We start from the raw sequence: 19,038 nt of genomic DNA on the forward strand, positions 1-19,038 counted from the left end.
CACGGGTGGCGTGGAAGCGTGTGTCCTGAGCTAGGAGATCCGGGGCGTCGACATGGGCGCAGGTTAACGAGCCGGGCCGGAGCGCCGCACTTGGTTTTCGGCGGCGGCGGTGGCCGTGACGGCGCCGGGCCGTGGCCGCGGTACGGCGACGACCTGCACCTCGTCCTCGTAGACGATCCTGCCGGGGTCCGCCGACTCGACGCGCGCGCACTCCACGCCATGCGCCTCCAGCAGCCGCAGGTAACCGTCCACGCGGTCGATGAGGTGGACGGCGGTGCTCTTGAACCAGGCGACGGCCCCGGGGTTCAGGACCTGGTCGTAGACGGACGGGTCGGTGTCGGACGGGTTGGGGTAGGTGGCGTCGTACCAGTCGTTGCCCGCCCGCCAGAAGCGGTGCTGCTCGGGGCTCAGCCGCCCTTCCCGGGCGAGGCGGTTGGCCAGGGCGAAGACGCCGGGGAAGTGGCCGCCCGGGCCGCGGGTGGTCCCCTGGAACCGCACGTACGTCACTTCCGTCACCGGGCTTCTCCGCCTTCTCCGCTGCCAGGGGGCGTTGTTCCACGCCCCACTCGTGCTCGCGCCGGCACTCGCGCTCGCGCTCGCCACGTTACGAGAGGCCGGTCGGCCGAGGGAGGGGAAGCTCCGGACGCGTCCTCGGAGCGCGCCCCGCCCGAGGACCGGACCCGCTCCCGGCGGCTCCCGGCTCAGCGCACCCGTTCACCGCGCCGCCAGACCTGCGCCACCAGGGGCACGCCCGGGCGGTAGGCGAGGTGGACGTGGGAGGGGGCGTCGAGCAGGGCCAGGTCGGCGCGGGCACCGGGGGTGACGCGGCCGATGTCGGTGCGGCGCAGGGCCGCCGCGCCGCCCGCGGTGGCCGACCAGACCGCCTCGTCGGGCGTCATCCCCATGTCCCGCACCGCGAGTGCCACGCAGAACGGCATGGACGAGGTGAACGACGAGCCCGGGTTGCAGTCGGTGGACAGCGCCACCGTGGCGCCCGCGTCCAGCAGGCGGCGGGCGTCCGGCCACTGGGCGCGGGTGGAGAACTCCGCGCCGGGCAGCAGGGTGGCCACGGTGTTCCCGCTCGCCAGGGCGTCGACGTCGGCGTCGGTCAGGTGCGTGCAGTGGTCGGCGGACGCCGCGTCGAGCTCGACCGCGAGCTGCACTCCGGGGCCGTGGGAGAGCTGGTTGGCGTGGATCCGCGGGTGCAGGCCGCGCGCGGCGCCCGCCGTGAGGATCGCGCGGGCCTGGTCGCCGTCGAAGGCGCCCTTCTCGCAGAAGACGTCGATCCAGCGGGCGTAGGGGGCGCAGGCCTCCAGCATCGGGCCGGTGACCAGCTCGACGTACCCGGCCGGGTCGTCGGCGTAGTCCGGGGACACGATGTGCGCGCCGAGATAGGTCACCTCGTCGGTGTGGGCGGCGGCGATGCGCAGCGCGCGGGCCTCGTCCTGGACGGTGAGGCCGTAGCCGGACTTGGTCTCGAAGGTGGTGGTGCCCTGGCGCAGCGCCTCGCGCAGATAGCGGGTGAGGTTGGCCTCCAGGGCCTCGTCTGTGGCCGCCCGGGTCGCGGCGACGGTGGTGCGGATGCCGCCGGCCCGGTAGGCCCGGCCGGACATACGGGCGTTGAACTCGGCGGTGCGGTCACCCGCGAAGACCAGGTGGGAGTGGGAGTCGACGAAGCCGGGGACGGCGGCCCGGCCGGCGGCGTCGAACCGGTTGTCAGTGGCGGGTGCTTTGCTGGTTTCACCGACCCAGGCGATGCGGTCGCCGTCGATGACGACGGCCGCGTCCTGGATCAGGCCGAGGGGGGATCCGTCACCGAGGGAGGGGTCGTTGGTGACCAGCCTGGCGATGTTGGTGATGACGGTGGCCGCCGCCGCGACGGTGCTGTTCGCCGTCGCGGGGGCGGTGGTCGCCGGGGGGTTGTTCGTGTGCTCGGGGCCGCTGTTCATGCTGTTCATGATGCGAGATGGCTCCTTCAGCCGTGCAGCGCGGCGATCGAGTCCGCCAGGGCTCGGGGGACGTCGGGGACCAGGGTGTGGACCGCGTCCCGTACGACGTGACGGCCGCCCACGACCGTGTGCCGCACGTCCGCTGCCGACGCGGCGAATACCGCTGTCTCAGCTGCCAGACGCGGTGGTGGCCCCGCTGTCCTGACGGTGTCCAGCGCGATCGTCGTGAAGTCGGCGAGCGCGCCGGCCTCCAGGCGGCCGGCGTCGGGGCGGCCCAGGGCCGCGTGTCCGTCGGCGGTCGCGGCGCGCAGCAGCGCGGCGGCCGTCCAGTGGCCCCGGGTGCGGGTGCGCAGCCGCTCGTCCAGTTCCATGGCCCGCGCCTCCTCCAGGAGGTCGATGACCGCGTGGCTGTCGCTGCCCAGCGACAGCGGGCTGCCGGCCCGCTGGAGGGCCACGGCCGGGCCGATGCCGTCGGCCAGGTCCCGTTCCGTGGTGGGGCACATGCAGGTTCCGGTGGAGGCGCCGCCGAGCAGGGCGATGTCCTCGCCGGTGAGGTGGGTGTTGTGGACGCCCGTGGTGCGCGGCCCCAGGACGCCGTGGTCGGCGAGCAGCCGGGCGGGGGTGCGGCCGTGGGCGGCCAGGCAGGCGTCGTTCTCGGCCGTCTGCTCGGAGAGGTGGACGTGCAGCGGGGCGTCGCGCTCGGCGGCCCACTGGGCGACCGTGGCGAGCTGGTCGGCCGGGACGGCGCGCACCGAGTGGATCGCCGCGCCGATCCGTGCGTGCTCGCCGTCCCGGAGCAGCGCGGCGCGCTCGGCCCAGGCGTCCGCCGTGCCGTCGGAGAAGCGCAGCTGGTGGCGGTTGGGCGGCTCGCCGAAGCCGGAGGAGAGGTAGGCGGTGTCCAGCAGCGTGATCCGGATGCCCGCCTCGCCGGCCGCCGCGATCAGGGCCCGGCCCATGGCGTTGGGGTCGGCGTAGCGGGTGCCGCCGGGCGCGTGGTGCAGGTAGTGGAACTCGCCCACGGCGGTGACGCCGGCCAGGGCCATCTCGGCGTACACCGCGCGGGCCAGGGCGAAGTAGCTGTCGGGGGTGAGGTTGTGCGAGACCTCGTACATCACCTCGCGCCACGTCCAGAAGGTGCCGGAGCCGACCTGGACCGTGCCGCGCAGGGCCCGGTGGAAGGCATGGCTGTGGGCGTTGGCCAGGCCCGGGAGGGTGAGGCCGCGCAGGACGACCGCGCCCGGCGGCGGGCCGGCGACACCGGTCGTCACCGCCGCGATGCGCCCGTCCACCACGTCCAGGGCGACGCCCGGCTGGACGCCCGGTCCGGCACCGGGCCCGGCGTTCGTGCCCGGTCCGGCGTTCGTGCCGAGCCAGGCGTGTTCGGCCCAGTACGTCAGCCGCATGCCAGGCCCTCCAGGACGTCGGCCAGCGCGTGGACGCCCGCCACGCAGTCGTCCTCGGCGGCGAACTCGGCCGGGGAGTGCGAGACGCCCGTCGGGTTGCGGACGAAGAGCATGGCCGTGGGGACGGAGGCGGAGAGGATGCCCGCGTCGTGTCCGGCGCCGGTGCCCAGGACCGGCACGCCACCGCCCAGGATCTTGCCGAGCTCGTCACGGAGGGCGTGTTCGAACTCCACGACCGGGGTGAAGGACTCCCGTACGACGGTGAGGTCGACGCCGTCCCGCTCGGCGCGCTCCCGGGCGGCCGTCTCGATGGCGGCGGTCACCGCGTCCAGGGTGGCCTGGTCGGCGGCGCGGGAGTCCAGCCAGCCCCGTACCAGCGAGGGGATGGCGTTGACGCCGTTGGGCTCGACGGACACCTTGCCGAAGGTGGCCACCGCGCCCGCCAGTTCCGCCTCCCGGCGGGCGGTCAGGACCGTCTCGGCGTACGTCAGCATCGGGTCGCGCCGGTCCACCAGGCGGGTGGTGCCGGCGTGGTTGGCCTCGCCGTGGAAGTCGTACCGCCAGCGGCCGTGCGGCCAGATGGCGGAGGCGATGCCGACCGCGTCGCCGGTCAGGTCCAGCGCCCGGCCCTGCTCCACGTGGAGTTCCACGAAGGCGCCGATGCGGGCGAGCCGCTCGGGGTCGGGGCCGATGGCGTCCGGGTCGTACCCGGCCGCCTCCATGGCCCGCGGCAGGGTGATCCCGTCGCCGTCGCGCAGCTCGTGGGCGTCCCGCTTGGTGAGCCGGCCGGCGGTGAGGCGGGAGCCGACGCAGGCCAGGCCGAACCGGGCGCCCTCCTCGTCGCCGAAGTTGGTGACGGCGACCGGGCGGCGCGGCTCCACGCCCCTGGCACGCAGTTCGTCCAGGGCCGCGAAGGAGGAGACCACCCCGAGCGGGCCGTCGAAGGCACCTCCGTCGGGGACGGAGTCCAGGTGGGAGCCGGTGACGACGGCGCCCTCGCCGAGCGGGTCGCCGAGCCAGGCCCACTGGTTGCCGTTGCGGTCCGTCTCGTAGCTGAGCCCGCGTGCCTCGGCCTGCTCCTGGAACCAGGTCCGGCAGTCGGCGTCGGCGCCGGTCCAGGCGTAGCGGCGGTAGCCGCCCGAGCCCGGGTGGCGGCCGATCGGCGCGAGCTGGGCCCACATCTCGTGGAAGGTCATGCCGGGTCACCTTCGCGCATCGGGACGCGGACGTCCTGGTCGTCGGCGACCCGCTCGGCGATGTCGTAGCCGGCGTCGACGTGCCGGATGACGCCCATGCCCGGGTCGTTGGTCAGGACGCGGCGGATCTTCTCGCCGCCCAGCTTGGTGCCGTCGGCGACGGTCACCTGGCCGGCGTGCAGGGAGCGGCCCATGCCGACGCCGCCGCCGTGGTGGATGGAGACCCAGGAGGCACCGGAGGCCACGTTCACCATGGCGTTGAGCAGCGGCCAGTCGGCGATGGCGTCGGAGCCGTCCAGCATGGCTTCGGTCTCGCGGTAGGGGGAGGCCACCGAGCCGCAGTCGAGGTGGTCACGGCCGATGGCGAGCGGGGCGGCCAGTTCACCGGAGGCGACCATGTCGTTGAAGCGCTCGCCGGCGCGGTCGCGCTCCCCGTACCCGAGCCAGCAGATGCGGGCGGGCAGGCCCTGGAAGTGGACGCGTTCCCCGGCCATCCTGATCCAGCGGGCCAGCGACTCGTTCTCGGGGAACAGGTCGAGCATCGCCCGGTCGGTCTTGTGGATGTCGGAGGCCTCGCCGGACAGGGCGGCCCACCGGAAGGGGCCCTTGCCCTCGCAGAACAGCGGGCGGATGTAGGCGGGCACGAAGCCGGGGAAGGCGAAGGCCCGGTCGTAGCCGGCCAGTTGCGCCTCACCCCGGATGGAGTTGCCGTAGTCGAAGACCTCGGCTCCGGCGTCCATGAAGCCGACCATGGCCTCGACGTGGCGGGCCATCGACTCGCGGGCGCGCCGGGTGAAGTCGGCGGGCTTCTCGGCGGCGTAGGTGGCCATGTCGTCGAAGTCGACACCGAGCGGCAGGTAGGAGAGCGGGTCGTGGGCGCTGGTCTGGTCGGTGACGATGTCGACGGGGGCGCCCTCGGCGAGCATGCGCGGCAGCAGCTCGGCGGCGTTGCCCAGCAGCCCGATGGAGAGCGGGCGGCGGGCGTCGCGGGCCTCGACGGCGAGCTGGAGGGCGTGTTCCAGCGAGTCCGCGCGCACGTCGAGGTACCGGTGCTCGATGCGGCGCTCGATGGCGCGCGGGTCGCAGTCGACGCAGATCGCGACGCCGTCGTTCATGGTGACGGCCAGGGGCTGGGCGCCGCCCATGCCGCCGAGGCCGGCGGTCAGGGTGATCGTCCCGGCCAGGGTGCCGCCGAACTTCTTCGCGGCGACGGCGGCGAAGGTCTCGTAGGTGCCCTGGAGGATGCCCTGGGTGCCGATGTAGATCCACGAGCCGGCCGTCATCTGGCCGTACATGGTCAGGCCCAGCGCCTCCAGGCGGCGGAACTCCTCCCAGTTGGCCCAGTCGCCGACCAGGTTGGAGTTGGCGATCAGGACGCGCGGCGCCCACTCGTGGGTCTGCATGACGCCCACCGGGCGGCCGGACTGGACCAGCATGGTCTCGTCCTGCTTGAGCGTGCGCAGGGTGCGGACCATGGCGTCGAAGGAGCGCCAGTCGCGGGCGGCCTTGCCGGTGCCGCCGTAGACGACCAGCTTGTCGGGGTGCTCGGCGACCTCGGGGTCGAGGTTGTTCTGCAGCATCCGCAGCGCGGCCTCCTGCTGCCACCCCAGGGCGCTGAGTTCCGTACCGCGCGGGGCCCGTACGGGGCGGGGTCCTGACATGGGGGTGCCTCCTCGGATACCGGCCGCGGAGTCCGCGTTGCCGGAGTCCGCGTTGCAGATTGAGTTATTCACATCTTGACTGGATGAATAGATGTAGTCAACGGCTGTGCGGCACCGCGCCGGGTGATTGGCTGGGGCACATGGCCCCAGACCGCCGCGCACCACGTGACCGAGCCGTACGGGCAGCAGTCGAGCACGGTCTGCTCACCGAGGACCGGCCCGTCGCCGCCCTCCTGGACATCGATGGCGTCCGCGCCTCCGCCGCCGCCCTGCGGGCCGCCTTCGCCGAGCTGACCGACGCGCCCGTGCTGCACGCCTTCGCCGTCAAGGCGTGCCCTCTCGTCCCGGTGCTGCGCCTGCTGTACGAGGAGGGGCTCGGCGCCGAGGTCGCCAGCCCCGGCGAGCTGGCCCTGGCCCGCGCGGCCGGGGTCACGGCGGACCGGATCGTGCTGGACTCCCCCGCCAAGACCCGGGCCGAGCTGCGCCGGGCGCTGGCCCTGGACATCGCCGTCAACGCCGACAACCCGCAGGAGCTGGCCCGGCTCGACGCCCTGGTACCCGTCTCCTCCACCGCCTCCCCCATCGGCCTGCGGGTCAACCCGCAAGTGGGCGGCGGTGCCATCGACGCCCTGTCCACCGCCACCGCCACCTCCAAGTTCGGTGTGGCCCTGCGGGACCCCGGTGCCCGCGACCGGGTCGTACGGGCCTTCCTGGAGCGCCCCTGGCTGACCCGGCTGCACACCCACACCGGCTCGCAGGGCGTACCGCTGCCGCTGATGGCCACCGCCGTCAGGGAGGTCCACGGCCTGGCCGAGGAGATCAACGCGGCGGCCGGCCGCCGTCAGGTCGACACCCTCGACATCGGTGGCGGACTGCCGGTGAACTTCGCCTCCGACGAGGAGACCCCGACGTACGCCGAGTACGCCCGCCTGCTGGCGGCCGAGGTGCCCGGGCTGTTCGACGGGAGCTATGCCCTGGTCACCGAGTTCGGCCGGTCGCTGCTGGCCAAGCACGGCACGGTGCTGGCCCGGGTCGAGTACACCAAGACCTCGGGCTCCCGGCCCATCGCCGTCACCCACGCCGGTGTCCAGGTGGCCACCCGCACCGTCTACGACCCCGCCTCGTGGCCGCTGCGCATCGCCGCGTACGACGGGCTGGGGCGGCCCAAGGCCGGTCCGGCCGTCGACCAGGACGTGGCGGGGCCCGCCTGCTTCGCCGGCGACCTGCTGGCCGTGGCGCGCCCCCTGCCGGCGCTCGAACCGGGTGACATCGTGGCCGCGCTGGACACCGGGGCGTACTACTTCGCGCACCACTACGCGTACAACTCGCTCACCCGGCCGGGCGTGTACGGCTTCACCGGCGGGCCGGGCGGTCCGGTGCGGTTCGCGACCGTACGCCCGCCGCAGCGGGTCGAGGACATCGTCGCCGAGGCGGGCGGTTGTCACCCGGAGGCACTGCTCGACGGCTGACCGCGGCATCACCGCGCCCCCCACCGGGCAGTGACTCCCTGTCAGCCCCTCGTCCCACGCAACGGATCCCCGGGGGAGGTTCCCGTGACCACGTCCACCGAGCCCACGTCCCACGAGCCGGCCGGGCCCGGTCTCAAGCGGGCCATCGGGCCCAGGCTGCTGGTCCTCTTCGTCATCGGCGACATCCTGGGCACCGGCGTCTACGCGACCACCGGCAAGGTGGCGGGGAAGGTCGGCGGTGCGCTGTGGCTGCCGTTCGTGATCGGTTTCGCCGTCGCGCTGCTGACGGCGGCGTCGTACGTCGAACTGGTCGGGAAGTACCCGAGGGCGGCCGGCGCGGCCCTCTACACCCAGAAGGCGTTCAACGTCCCGTTCCTGACCTTCATCGTCGCCTTCATGGTGATGTGCTCGGGCCTGTCGTCGGCGAGCGCCGCGGCCCGCGCGTTCAGCGGTGACTACCTCGCCGAGTTCACCGACGCGGTGCCGCCCACGCTGATCGCGGTCCTGTTCCTCCTCGCCCTGGCGGCGCTCGCCCTGCGGGGCGTGTCGGAGTCCGTGAGGACCAACGTGGTCCTCACCCTGGTCGAGCTGACCGGCCTGCTGGTCATCCTGGTGATCGGCGCGTGGGCGGTGTTCGGCGGCGGCGGGGACGCCGGGCGGCTGGGCGAGTTCGAGGCGACCGGCGGCACCGCGTACGCCCTGCTCACCAGCGTCCTGGGCGCCACCGCGCTGGGCTTCTTCGCCTTCGTCGGGTTCGAGGACTCCGTCAACATGGCCGAGGAGACCCACGACCCGGTCCGCACCTTCCCCCGGGCCATCTTCACCGGCGTCGCGGTCACCGGCACCATCTACGTGCTGGTGGCGCTGGTGTCCTCGTTCCTGGTCGACCACCGCACCCTGGAGAGGTCCAGCGGCCCGCTGCTGGAGGTCGTCAAGGCTGGCGGGCTGGACTTCCCGCCCCGGCTGTTCGCGCTGATCGCCCTGTTCGCGGTCACCAACTCGGCGCTGATCAACATCATGATGGCCTCACGGCTCTGCTACGGCATGGCCAACGAGCGGATCCTGCCGCGCGCCATGGGCCGGGTCCTGCCCCGGCGCCGCACCCCGGTCGTGGGCATCGTGTTCGTGTCGCTGCTGGCGGTCGGGCTGGTGACCACCGGAGGGATCGAAGGGCTGGGCGACACCACGGCGTTCCTGCTGCTCTGCGTCTTCGCGGTGGTCAACATCGCCGTGCTGGTGCTGCGCCGCGACCGGGTGGAGCACGCCCATTTCCGTACGCCGACGGCGCTGCCGGTCCTGGGGGCGCTCACCGCCCTGCTCCTGGCCAGCCCGCTCGCCGACCGCGAGGCGGACGTCTACGTCCGGGCCGGGGTGCTACTGGTGATCGGCATCGGCCTGTGGGGGGTCAACAAGGCGGTGCTGCGGGCGCGGGGCGAGGGGTAGCCCACCGCGGGGGGCCGACCCTATCGGCCCCCGCGCATGTTCCGCCGGAAAATGCCAGAAGTCCCCCCGGGCGAGCGAACGTTGCGTAGTCTCGTCGTCACAGCAGCATCCTGCGCAACGGGGAACTGGGAGGGGAGCCCGCGTGCCCGGAATCGACGAGTGCCTGCGCGAAGCCATGGCCCTGCCGGGGGTACGCGGGGCGAGTCTTGTCGACTGGACCAGCGGCCTCGCCCTGGGTACGGCCGGCCAGTCGCCGGTCGGCGACCACGACACGACGGCGGCCGAGACGGCCGAGCTGGCGCGCGCGGCGGCCGAGTACGAGTCGTTCGCCCCCTCGGGCCCACCGGACCCCGGCCCCGCCGCCGGGCAGGGCCCGCCCGGCCCGTACCCGGGTGGCGGGGCGGCCCCGGGCGCCGGGCCGGACGGCGCGGGACCGCCCGTCGAGGACGTCATCGTCACCACCCGCTCCGGCTACCACGTCCTGCGCTTCGTGGAGACGACGTTCGACAGCAGCGTCTTCCTCCACCTGTGGCTGGACCGCTCCACCGGCAACCTGGCCCTGGCCCGGCTGCGGTCACGGGAGCTGGCGCAGCGGCTGGTGCTGGGATGACCGCCGGAACCGGCGCGGGCACCGGCACCGGGACGGGCTTCGACGCCGGTACCGGCCCAGGGGCGGGAACGCGGACGGGGACGCCGGCCGGAGCCCGCGCCCGCACCGGCGGCACCGGCGGCAGCGGCACCGGCGCCCCCACCGGCAGCGGCACGCACGCCGCCCGGCCCGCCATCTCACCGATGCTGCTGCGCCTGGCCGACGAGCGGGCGACCGGCGCGCTGCTGCGCGACCACGGCACGCTCTACCTCGTCGACGGCCGGGTCACCCACGCCGAGAGCCCGGTGGCCCCGGGGCTGGACGTCCTGCTGACCGCCGGGGGCCGGCTGGCGCGCCAGGGCTGGGAGCGGGCCGTCGACCGGGCCGGAGCCCGCCGCGAGGTCGGCCGGTTCCTGGTGGACAGCGGGCTGATGGGCGGCGGCGAGCTGGAGATCTGCCACCTGGGCGCCCTGTTCGACGCCGCGTTCTTCGCGCTGGCCCCCGCCGGTGGCCCCGCCCGCTTCCGGTACGGCGTCGGGCACTGGATCGGCCCGGTGCGCCCGGTGGCGGCGGCCACCGTGGCGGCGGAGACCCTGCGCCGCCGGGAACTGCTGGACAGCGTGTGGCCCTACCCTGCCGTCGACACCGCGCCCGTGGTGCGCCGCCCGGCCGCCCCGGGCCAGACGGTCACCGCCCGGCAGCGCGGCCTGCTGGCCCTGGCCGACGGCGTGCGGACCCCGGTGGAGCTGGCCCGGGCGCTGGGCCGCCCCGCCTTCCACACCCTGCTGGAAGTGCGCCGGCTGGCCGCCGCCGGGCTCGTCGGCACCCCGTCCGAGCCCGCGCCGCCCGCGCCGCCGCCGGTGCCTCCCTGGGTGGCGGACATCGGCGCCGACCCCGACATCGCCCTGCTCCGCCGGCTCCGTGACGCACTGGAGGCACACCTGTGACGACCTGTTCCCTCCTCCACCGGGCCCTGCCTTCGTCGTCATGAGGCGCGCCCTGCGACAGCGTGCCGAGAGGAGACAGCTGATGACGGCCGAAGCCGACGTGCTCGGCGAACTGCGACGACTGCGGGCCCGGCTGCCCCAGTTGACCGGGGCCCTCGCGGCCAGCGCGGACGGCCTGGTGCTGGCCAGGGACACGCCCGGCGACGGGGCGGAGGGCGTCGCGGCGCTCACCGCGGCCGCGCTGGGCGTGGCCCTGCGGCTCACCGAGGCCACCGGGCAGGGCGGCTTCCGCGAGCTGCTGATCCGCGGCGAGGACGGCTACGTCGCCACGTACGCCGCCGGCGGCTCCGCCGTCCTCACCCTGCTCGCCGATCCCCGTATCAACGTGGGCCGGCTCCACCTGGAGGCCCGGCGGTCCAGCGCGCGCATAGCCGAGCTGGTCGACGGCGCCCTCGACAAACCCCAACCCGAGAAGGAAGTGCGACCGCCATGGCCAACACCGAAGCCGCCCTCAAGGAAGCCACGACCGTGATCGACGGCGCCCTGGGTGCCGCGCTCGTCGACTACACCAGCGGCATGGCCCTGGGCACGATCGGCGGCGGCAAGGACCTGGACCTCCAGGTCGCCGCCGCGGGCAACACCGATGTCGTACGGGCCAAGGTGCGCACCATGGAGATGCTCGGCCTGCACGAGGAGATCGAGGACATCCTGATCACCCTGGGCTCGCAGTACCACCTGATCCGGCTGCTCAAGGGGCGCGGTGCCAACGGCCTCTTCCTGTACCTGGCGCTGGACAAGGACCGTGCCAACCTGGCGATGGCCCGCCACCAGTTGCGCAGGATCGAGGCCGAGCTGGAGGTCTGAGGCTCAGCGCCGGCGCCGTGCGCCGCCCGGCGCGGCGTCACCCGCCGCGATGCCCGTCGTCCGGTACGCCGTGCCGGACGCGCCGGCCGGGCCCCCGGTGATCCGGTCGGCGGGCACCCACCACAGGGTGTCCGCGTCGCGTTCCCGGCGGCCCAGCCACACCGCCTTCAGCCACAGCCCGGCCCCGGCGCCCGCCAGCAGCAGCCCGCCCGCCCCGGGCAGCGCGAACGACGAGCCGACGGCGGCGAGGAAGGCCGTCAGCAGCCGCCGGCGGCGGGCGCGCCGCCAGACCCGCAGCGTGACGGCCCGGTCCTGGAGGAAGTCGCCCCGCGCGGCCCTGGTGGCCGCCCCGGCCGGTCGCGTGTACCGCCCGCGCCGCGCCAGGGCCACCACGGCGGCGGTCACCAGGAACAGCGCCGCTCCGGCCGACAGTCCGATACGCCGCCCGGTGAGACCGGGCAGCAGTGCCCCGGTCCCGGCGGCGAGCAGCCCCAGCCACCACAGGGGCGCCGCCCCCGCCCGTACGATCACGGCCACCCGCGCCAGCGCCTGACCTCCGCGCGCCACGTCCCGCCTCCCTCGTCGTCACCGCGTGTGTGCGGCGGGAGACTAGCGCCCGTTCCTCAACATCCGATGAGAAGCCGGGGAGCCGCGCTCACTCCACGAACAGCCCGCGCGCCGCCGCCTGGGCGTCGAACTGCTCCAGCCGGGCCTGGGCGTCCGGCAGCCCGTCGCACATCGCCTCCAGCAGCACACGCCCCAGCAGCATCGGCGCGCAGGCCGTGTCGAAGACCAGGGCCGTGCCGACCGCCGCCGGGATGAGCACGTCGCTGTGCTTGGCCACCGGGGCGAACGCCGAGTCGGCGACCGTCACGACCGTCAGACCGGCCTCGCGCGCGTACGAGAGGGCCGCCACGACCTCGCGGGGGTGCCGGGGCAGCGCGAAGCAGAGCAGCACCGTGGCGCCCGCCCGCACGGCCGCGTCGATCCGGTCGGTGAGCATCGTGCCGCCCTCGTCCAGCAGCCGGACGTCCGGGTGGACCTTGGCGGCGAAGTAGGCGAAGCCGCGCGCCTGGGAGGACGCGGCCCGCAGCCCCAGCACCGGCAGCGGGCGGGAGGAGGCGAGCAGCCGTCCGGCCCGCTCCACCGGCGCGGGATCGGCGAGCAGCTCCGCCAGGTGCCGCAGGTTCTCGATCTCGGCGTGCACGGCCTGCTGGTACTCGTTGAACTCGGAGTCCCCGGCGGCCGGCCCGGCGGGCGCCACCTCGCGCAGGTGCCGGCGCAGCGCCGGATAGCCGTCGAATCCGAGGGCCACCGCGAAACGGGTCACCGACGGCTGGCTGACCCCGGCCAGCTCGGCCAGCTCGACACTGGACAGGAACGGCACATCGGCGGCACGGCGCACCATCGAGTGGGCGATCCGGCGCTGCGTGGGTGTCAGCCGGTGCCCCTCGAAGAGAGCCTGAAGCCGTGCGGCCGGGCTGTCGCTCATGCCGTCCCCCTTCGCCATTCAGCCATCACAATTGTGCATGACTATATGCAGGGCGGGTGATCGTCCGCGCCGCGGCCGACCAGCGCGGTGGCCCGGTCCCGCGCCCGCCGCCCCAGCGGCCGGGCCGAAGGGACGGCCGGGCGCCGGACGGCCCTCCGGGCGCCCGGAGGGCCGTCCGGCGCTCGAGGAGTTCGCGCGGGGACCGCCGCACCCCCGTTGCCGGGGGGCGGGACGACGGCGGTCCCCGCGGGGGACACGGGCCCGGGTCAGGGCCGGTCTCCGCGTCCGCGGCGTCCATGGAGGTCCGGGAGCCGCTCCGGAAGTCCTCGACGCCGACAACCACCAGCGTGCCGGACGCGTGTTAAGCGGGTGCTGCCGGTACATGACGTGCTCGTACCGATCGCGCGAAGCCGCGTGTCGCGGCTACTTGTCGCCGCGGGCCAGGAACGTCAGCAGGTCCTGACGGCTCACCACACCGGTCGGCTTGCCCTCGACCAGCACGATCGCCGCGTCCGCCGTGCCGCCGAGGACGGACATCAGGTCGGCGACCGGCTCACCGGAGCCGACCTGCGGCAGCGGCGGGCTCATGTGCTTCTCCAGCGGGTCGTCCAGCGAGGCCCGCTTGGTGAACAGGGCGTCCAGCAGTTCCCGTTCGACCACCGATCCGACGACCTCGGCGGCCATCACGTCGGGGTGGCCGGCGCCCGGCTTGACGATCGGCATCTGGGAGACGCCGTACTCGCGCAGGACCTCGATGGCCTGACCGACCGTCTCGTCCGGGTGCATGTGGACCAGGTGCGGGATACCACCCTCCTTGTCCTTGAGCACGTCGCCGACGCTCGCCGAGGGCCCGGCCTCCTCCAGGAAGCCGTAGTCGGCCATCCACTCGTCGTTGAAGATCTTCGACAGGTACCCCTTGCCGCTGTCGGGCAGCAGCACGACCACCACGTCGTCCGGGCCGAGCCCCTCGGCGACGCGCAGCGCCGCGACGACGGCCATGCCGCAGGAGCCGCCGACGAGGAGGCCCTCCTCCTTGGCGAGGCGGCGGGTCATCTGGAAGGAGTCCTTGTCGGACACCGCGACGATCTCGTCGGTCACGGTCCGGTCGTAGGCGGTCGGCCAGAAGTCCTCGCCCACGCCCTCGACCAGGTAGGGGCGCCCGGAGCCGCCGGAGTAGACGGAGCCCTCCGGGTCGGCGCCGACGACCCGGACCTTGCCGCCGCTGACCTCCTTCAGGTAGCGGCCGGTACCGGTGATGGTGCCGCCGGTGCCGACACCCGTGACGAAGTGGGTGATCCGCCCGTCGGTCTGCTCCCACAGCTCGGGACCGGTGGTCTCGTAGTGCGATCGGGGATTGTTCGGGTTGGAGTACTGGTCGGGCTTCCAGGCCCCCGGGGTCTCACGGACCAGGCGGTCGGAGACGTTGTAGTACGAGTCGGGGTGCTCCGGGTCGACCGCCGTGGGGCAGACGACGACCTCGGCGCCGTAGGCGCGCAGTACGTTGATCTTGTCCGTGGAAACCTTGTCCGGGCAGACGAAGATGCACTTGTAGCCCTTCTGCTGGGCCACGATGGCGAGTCCGACACCCGTGTTGCCGGACGTGGGCTCGACGATGGTGCCGCCGGGCTTGAGGGCGCCGCTCTCCTCGGCGGCCTCGATCATGCGCACGGCGATCCGGTCCTTGACCGAGCCGCCGGGATTGAAGTACTCGACCTTGGCGAGGACCGTCGCCTGGATGCCCGCGGTCACACTGTTGAGCTTCACCAGCGGGGTGTTGCCGACGAGGCTGATCATCGAATCGTGGAATTGCACCGTAGTTCTCCGGGATCTCCGTAGTGGTCAAGCCAGCGTATGCGTAGTCGTACACGGTTACGGGGCAGTTAGCTCTTGTACGGCTTGGAGGAGGTGGCTGCCCTTATGTCGAGGGCGAGGGTGGCACGGCGGATCGCGGCGGGCGCGGCGTACGGGGGCGGGGGCATCGGCCTGCTCGGGGCGGCGGCCTTCGGGGTGGTGCTGGCGGAGATGAGGCTGGCGAAGCGGTCGGTGGGCGGCGGGGTGGCGCCGCTGCCACCGTGCGCGGACGGGCTGTACGGCCGGGGCTACGAGGGTGCCGAGGCCGTCCGGCTCGCCCTCCTGGGCGACTCTACGGCGGCCGGGCAGGGGGTGCGGCGGGCGGGCCAGACACCGGGCGCGCTGCTGGCGTCGGGGCTGGCGGCGGTGGCCGAGCGCCCGGTCGAGCTGCACAACGTCGCCCTGCCGGGCGCCCGCTCCGACGACCTTGAGCGGCAGGTCAGCCTGCTGCTGGCGCACCCGGGGCGGGTCCCGGACGTGTGCGTGATCATGATCGGCGCGAACGACGTGACGCACCGGATGCCGCCGACCCAGTCGGTGCGCCATCTGGCGGAGGCGGTGCGCCGGCTCCGCACGGCGGGCACCGAGGTGGTGGTGGGCACCTGCCCCGACCTGGGCACCATCGAGCCGGTGTACCAGCCGCTGCGGTGGCTGGCCCGCCGGGTGTCACGCCAGCTCGCGGCGGCGCAGACGATCGTCGTGGTGGAGCAGGGCGGCCGTACGGTGTCGCTGGGCGACCTGCTGGGTCCCGAGTTCGCGGCGAACCCTCGCGAGATGTTCGGCGCGGACAACTACCACCCCTCGGCCGAGGGCTACGCCACGGCGGCGATGGCGGTGCTGCCCACGCTGTGCGCGGTGCTGGGCGTGTGGCCGGAGGCGGACCGCCCCGACGTGGACCGCCGCGAGGGCCTGCTCCCGGTCGCCCAGGCGGCCGCGGAGGCCGCCCAGGAGGCCGGTACGGAGGTGACCGGGGCGCGGGCGCCCTGGGCCCTGCTGAAGCACCGCCGTCGCCGTCGCCTCCCGGCGGTCACCGACCCCACGCCCCTGCCCTGAGCGGCGCCACGGGGCTCCCGCGGGGTCCCGGCCACGCCCGCGGGCCCCGCGCCGCGCGGGCGCCCGCCCGGCGCGCCCGCCCGTGGGCGGCACCGGCGGTTTCGGGGAGGGGCGGCGCGGGGGAGGGAACACCCGTCCCCGCCACCCCGGCACGGGGCGCCGGCGCCCGGGAACTGAGCGAGCGCTTAGAAATGCGGCCCGCATCACACGTCCGGGCCGATGACCTCGGCAGTACGTACGGGTAACTTCCCTCTCAGTCCTGCCCTCATCGCCCCATGGAGCCGTGATGCCCGAAGCCGTGATCGTCTCAGCCGCCCGCTCCCCCATCGGCCGGGCCTTCAAGGGCTCGCTGAAGGACCTGCGGCCGGACGACCTGACCGCCACGATCATCCAGGCCGCCCTCGCCAAGGTGCCCGAGCTCGACCCGCGTGACATCGACGACCTGATGCTCGGCTGCGGCCTGCCCGGCGGCGAGCAGGGGCACAATCTGGGCCGTGTCGTGGCCGTGCAGATGGGCATGGACCACCTGCCCGGCTGCACGATCACCCGCTACTGCTCCTCCTCGCTCCAGACCAGCCGTATGGCGATGCATGCCATCAAGGCCGGCGAGGGCGACGTCTTCATCTCCGCGGGCGTCGAGACGGTGTCCCGCAGCATCAAGGGGACGAGCGACGGGATGCCGGACACCCACAACCCGCTGTTCGCCGAGGCCGAGGCCCGGACCGCCGCCCGCGCCGAGCAGGAGGGCGCCGACTGGCACGACCCGCGTGAGGACGGGCTGCTCCCCGACCCGTACATCGCGATGGGCCAGACCGCCGAGAACCTGGCCCGTCTCAAGGGCGTCACCCGTCAGGACATGGACGAGTTCGGCGTACGGTCGCAGAACCTCGCCGAGCAGGCCATCAAGAACGGCTTCTGGGAGCGGGAGATCACCCCGGTCACCACGCCCGACGGAACCGTGGTCAGCAAGGACGACGGCCCTCGCGCGGGCGTGACCCTGGAGGGCGTGCAGGGGCTCAAGCCGGTCTTCCGGCCCGACGGACTGGTCACCGCCGGCAACTGCTGCCCGCTCAACGACGGCGCCGCCGCGCTGGTCATCATGAGTGACACCAAGGCGCGGGAGCTCGGCCTGACCCCGCTGGCGCGGATCGTCTCGACCGGCGTCTCGGGCCTGTCGCCCGAGATCATGGGGTACGGCCCGGTCGAGGCGTCCCGCCAGGCCCTCCGGCGCGCCGGGCTGACCATCGACGACATCGACCTGGTGGAGATCAACGAGGCGTTCGCCGCCCAGGTGATCCCGTCCTACCGGGACCTGGGCATCGACATCGACAAGCTGAACGTCAACGGTGGCGCCATCGCCGTCGGCCACCCCTTCGGCATGACCGGCGCCCGCATCACCGGCACGCTGATCAACGGCCTGCAGTTCCACGACAAGCAGTTCGGCCTGGAGACGATGTGCGTGGGCGGCGGCCAGGGCATGGCCATGGTCATCGAGCGGCTGAGCTGAACCCGGCGGGACCGGACCCGGCCTGGCCGGCCCTGGCCCCGGCTCGGCGGGCCGGCCCCGGCCGGCGCGCGGGCCGGGGTCGCCCGAGGCCGGCACCGGGCTCGCCCCGCCTCGCCGGCGGGCCGCTCCGCCTCGCGGCTGAGCCGGCACGCCCACCCGCGCCGGCGCCCGCCAACCCCTCCGCGTCCCAGCCGTGACCGAATCTCCCCCAGGATGTGACCTACGTCCCGGGGGAGATCCGTTTGTGCAGGTCAACCCAGTGACTGGAGAAAGCCCCGGGGCAAATTACCTGTCCATTTCGTGACGTAATGCACTGACACCGCGCGCGAGCCCACGACAAGCTGAGGTAGGAAGTCGGGGGATCGATTGAAACCAGGAGTAAGTCAGTGAGCGCCATGTCTCTCGCCCTGCTGCTGACCACGGCCACCGCCACGGCCGTGGGCGCCGCTGCCCTGCACGCCGTCCATGGGCTGCGCCGGCAGGTCACCGCCCTGCGCGCCGAGCTCGCCGCCGCGAACAGCGCCGCGAACGCCACCGGTCGCGAACCGGCCGTTCCGCACGCCCGCGCCGCCGAGGACATACGCGCGGCCGTGGCCGAGGCCCTCGCCGAGGAGCGGGAGCGCGAGCTGGCCGAGGCGCGGGCCTTCTGGGCCGCCCAGGAGGCGCGGGACGCCTCCGACGGGCCCGGGCCGCTGCTCGGCGGCCCGGCGGGCACCGGCGACTCCCCCTTCGCCCCGTTCTTCGTGCCGCGCCAGGCCGACCTCACGGGCCTGGAGGCGTTGGACCTCGACGCCGCCGCCGGCGACTTCGGCAAGGCCGACGACTACGCCGACTTCGCCGACTTCGCGGAGATCCTCGACGACCTCGCCGAGCTGCCCGACTTCCCCGACGGCACCGGGTGCGCCGAGTACGCCGAGGACTCGCCCGAGCTGGCCGCCGCGCGCCGCCGGCACCCCTCGCACCCGGACTTCGTGCCCGTCCAGACGCCCGTCGTCACCGACCACGAGCGCACGGTGGCCCGCCTGGAGGAGCTCGCCGAGTCCGGTACGGCGCTCACCGACGTACGCCCGGGCCCGCTGGGCACCCTCGACGTGTACGTGTTCGCCGACGGCACCACGCTGTGCATGACACCCGGCCACCGGGAGACCGCCGAGCGGCTCGTACAGGCGCTGCGCGGCGGCGAGACGCCGGTACTGCTGGGCGGCTCGGGGATCTCCGGCGCGTACGCCCTGACCTTCTCCTGCGGCGAGGACAGCGTCTACATCCTGGCCGACCGCGTCATAGCGTCGCTCTAGCCGCGGCCCGCCGCACCGCCCCCACGGCCTCCTCCAGCTCCGCGGCGGTGGCGGACGGGGCCGTCCGCAGGGCCTCCGCCAGATCGTTCCCGGCCACCTCGACCTGGTCGGCGACGGTGAAGACCCCGGCGTCCGGCATGGTCCGGGGCGGAGCGCCGGGCGCCTCGATCCGCTGGGCGCGCGCCGACAACTCCCTGGCCAGGGCCAGCCCCTCGGCCGCCGCGCCCCGCTGGAGCCGGCTCTGCGGGGCGGCCCGCAGCCGGTCGGCGAACCGCTCCACTGCGGCGGTCAGTTCACTCGTATCAAGCACGTGGCGACC

Annotated in this window: 18 protein-coding genes; 9 read left to right on the forward strand and 9 right to left on the reverse strand. The window is 74.1% G+C overall.

Annotated elements, in window-relative coordinates:
* Positions 1-63 precede the first annotated feature (63 nt).
* The 5 genes from AB0H53_RS12085 to hutU all read right to left on the reverse strand — a co-directional run bounded on the left by AB0H53_RS12085 (position 64) and on the right by hutU (position 6,209).
* Positions 64-516, reverse strand: a complete 453-nt coding sequence (locus AB0H53_RS12085; RefSeq protein ID WP_362110310.1) for a hypothetical protein — start codon at positions 514-516, stop codon at positions 64-66.
* 185 nt (positions 517-701) lie between these two features.
* Entirely contained in the window at positions 702-1,949 is a 1,248-nt protein-coding gene (gene hutI / locus AB0H53_RS12090; protein ID WP_362110653.1) for an imidazolonepropionase, read from the reverse strand.
* A gap of 26 nt (positions 1,950-1,975) precedes the next feature.
* Entirely contained in the window at positions 1,976-3,352 is a 1,377-nt protein-coding gene (locus AB0H53_RS12095; RefSeq protein ID WP_362110313.1) for a formimidoylglutamate deiminase, read from the reverse strand.
* Positions 3,343-4,548, reverse strand: a complete 1,206-nt coding sequence (locus tag AB0H53_RS12100; RefSeq protein WP_362110316.1) for an allantoate amidohydrolase — start codon at positions 4,546-4,548, stop codon at positions 3,343-3,345. Before AB0H53_RS12100 ends, AB0H53_RS12095 begins: the two co-directional genes overlap by 10 nt.
* Entirely contained in the window at positions 4,545-6,209 is a 1,665-nt protein-coding gene (gene hutU / locus AB0H53_RS12105; RefSeq protein ID WP_362110319.1) for a urocanate hydratase, read from the reverse strand. The genes AB0H53_RS12100 and hutU overlap by 4 nt, the downstream gene beginning before the upstream one ends.
* A gap of 140 nt (positions 6,210-6,349) precedes the next feature.
* On the opposite strand from hutU, the gene AB0H53_RS12110 reads away from it, so the two are divergent.
* The 6 genes from AB0H53_RS12110 (at position 6,350) to AB0H53_RS12135 (ending at position 11,521) form a co-directional block, all read left to right on the forward strand.
* Positions 6,350-7,678: a diaminopimelate decarboxylase gene (locus AB0H53_RS12110; RefSeq protein ID WP_362110322.1), complete on the forward strand. Its 1,329-nt coding sequence runs from the start codon at positions 6,350-6,352 to the stop codon at positions 7,676-7,678.
* An 84-nt stretch (positions 7,679-7,762) separates the two neighbouring features.
* The gene (locus AB0H53_RS12115; protein ID WP_362110325.1) at positions 7,763-9,121 is read left to right on the forward strand and encodes an APC family permease; all 1,359 of its coding nucleotides are present in this window, start codon (positions 7,763-7,765) and stop codon (positions 9,119-9,121) included.
* Positions 9,122-9,263: 142 nt separating this feature from the next.
* Entirely contained in the window at positions 9,264-9,731 is a 468-nt protein-coding gene (locus AB0H53_RS12120) for a hypothetical protein (protein ID WP_362110328.1), read from the forward strand.
* A 182-nt stretch (positions 9,732-9,913) separates the two neighbouring features.
* The gene (locus AB0H53_RS12125) at positions 9,914-10,657 is read left to right on the forward strand and encodes a transcriptional regulator (RefSeq protein ID WP_362110656.1); all 744 of its coding nucleotides are present in this window, start codon (positions 9,914-9,916) and stop codon (positions 10,655-10,657) included.
* A 40-nt stretch (positions 10,658-10,697) separates the two neighbouring features.
* Entirely contained in the window at positions 10,698-11,189 is a 492-nt protein-coding gene (locus tag AB0H53_RS12130) for a roadblock/LC7 domain-containing protein (RefSeq protein ID WP_362110331.1), read from the forward strand.
* Positions 11,147-11,521: a hypothetical protein gene (locus AB0H53_RS12135; protein WP_362110334.1), complete on the forward strand. Its 375-nt coding sequence runs from the start codon at positions 11,147-11,149 to the stop codon at positions 11,519-11,521. Before AB0H53_RS12130 ends, AB0H53_RS12135 begins: the two co-directional genes overlap by 43 nt.
* Before the next feature lie 3 nt (positions 11,522-11,524).
* On the opposite strand, the gene AB0H53_RS12140 is transcribed toward AB0H53_RS12135, so the two are convergent.
* The 3 genes from AB0H53_RS12140 to AB0H53_RS12150 all read right to left on the reverse strand — a co-directional run bounded on the left by AB0H53_RS12140 (position 11,525) and on the right by AB0H53_RS12150 (position 14,825).
* Complete coding sequence (locus AB0H53_RS12140; protein WP_362110337.1) at positions 11,525-12,088, reverse strand: hypothetical protein; 564 nt, start codon at positions 12,086-12,088, stop codon at positions 11,525-11,527.
* A gap of 88 nt (positions 12,089-12,176) precedes the next feature.
* Positions 12,177-13,013: a MurR/RpiR family transcriptional regulator gene (locus tag AB0H53_RS12145; protein ID WP_362110339.1), complete on the reverse strand. Its 837-nt coding sequence runs from the start codon at positions 13,011-13,013 to the stop codon at positions 12,177-12,179.
* A 423-nt stretch (positions 13,014-13,436) separates the two neighbouring features.
* Complete coding sequence (locus AB0H53_RS12150) at positions 13,437-14,825, reverse strand: cystathionine beta-synthase (RefSeq protein WP_362110342.1); 1,389 nt, start codon at positions 14,823-14,825, stop codon at positions 13,437-13,439.
* A gap of 105 nt (positions 14,826-14,930) precedes the next feature.
* Between AB0H53_RS12150 and AB0H53_RS12155 the strand changes: the two genes are divergently transcribed.
* The 3 genes from AB0H53_RS12155 (at position 14,931) to AB0H53_RS12165 (ending at position 18,719) form a co-directional block, all read left to right on the forward strand.
* Positions 14,931-15,917 (forward strand): SGNH/GDSL hydrolase family protein, encoded by a 987-nt coding sequence (locus AB0H53_RS12155; RefSeq protein WP_362110345.1) that lies wholly within the window; start codon positions 14,931-14,933, stop codon positions 15,915-15,917.
* Positions 15,918-16,203: 286 nt separating this feature from the next.
* Complete coding sequence (locus tag AB0H53_RS12160; protein WP_362110348.1) at positions 16,204-17,424, forward strand: acetyl-CoA C-acetyltransferase; 1,221 nt, start codon at positions 16,204-16,206, stop codon at positions 17,422-17,424.
* Between the two features lie 386 nt (positions 17,425-17,810).
* A complete protein-coding gene (locus tag AB0H53_RS12165) occupies positions 17,811-18,719 on the forward strand; it encodes a hypothetical protein (protein WP_362110351.1) in 909 nt (302 codons plus the stop codon).
* Here the strand turns inward: AB0H53_RS12165 and AB0H53_RS12170 are convergent.
* Positions 18,703-19,029 (reverse strand): hypothetical protein, encoded by a 327-nt coding sequence (locus tag AB0H53_RS12170; protein ID WP_362110354.1) that lies wholly within the window; start codon positions 19,027-19,029, stop codon positions 18,703-18,705. The two genes, AB0H53_RS12165 and AB0H53_RS12170, sit on opposite strands and share 17 nt — an antisense overlap.
* Between the last annotated feature and the right edge of the window lie 9 nt (positions 19,030-19,038).

Origin of the sequence: Streptomyces sp. NPDC050856 (assembly GCF_040653855.1) — a bacterium.
GTDB lineage: Bacteria > Actinomycetota > Actinomycetes > Streptomycetales > Streptomycetaceae > Streptomyces.

Coding starts and splice junctions, on each gene's coding strand:
- hutI (WP_362110653.1), bottom strand. CDS start 1,949: ATGAACAGCGGCCCCGAGCACACGAACAACCCCCCGGCGACCACCGCC.
- AB0H53_RS12095 (WP_362110313.1), bottom strand. CDS start 3,352: ATGCGGCTGACGTACTGGGCCGAACACGCCTGGCTCGGCACGAACGCC.
- AB0H53_RS12100 (WP_362110316.1), bottom strand. CDS start 4,548: ATGACCTTCCACGAGATGTGGGCCCAGCTCGCGCCGATCGGCCGCCAC.
- hutU (WP_362110319.1), bottom strand. CDS start 6,209: ATGTCAGGACCCCGCCCCGTACGGGCCCCGCGCGGTACGGAACTCAGC.
- AB0H53_RS12110 (WP_362110322.1), top strand. CDS start 6,350: ATGGCCCCAGACCGCCGCGCACCACGTGACCGAGCCGTACGGGCAGCA.
- AB0H53_RS12125 (WP_362110656.1), top strand. CDS start 9,914: ATGCTGCTGCGCCTGGCCGACGAGCGGGCGACCGGCGCGCTGCTGCGC.
- AB0H53_RS12130 (WP_362110331.1), top strand. CDS start 10,698: ATGAGGCGCGCCCTGCGACAGCGTGCCGAGAGGAGACAGCTGATGACG.
- AB0H53_RS12135 (WP_362110334.1), top strand. CDS start 11,147: ATGGCCAACACCGAAGCCGCCCTCAAGGAAGCCACGACCGTGATCGAC.
- AB0H53_RS12145 (WP_362110339.1), bottom strand. CDS start 13,013: ATGAGCGACAGCCCGGCCGCACGGCTTCAGGCTCTCTTCGAGGGGCAC.
- AB0H53_RS12155 (WP_362110345.1), top strand. CDS start 14,931: ATGTCGAGGGCGAGGGTGGCACGGCGGATCGCGGCGGGCGCGGCGTAC.
- AB0H53_RS12160 (WP_362110348.1), top strand. CDS start 16,204: ATGCCCGAAGCCGTGATCGTCTCAGCCGCCCGCTCCCCCATCGGCCGG.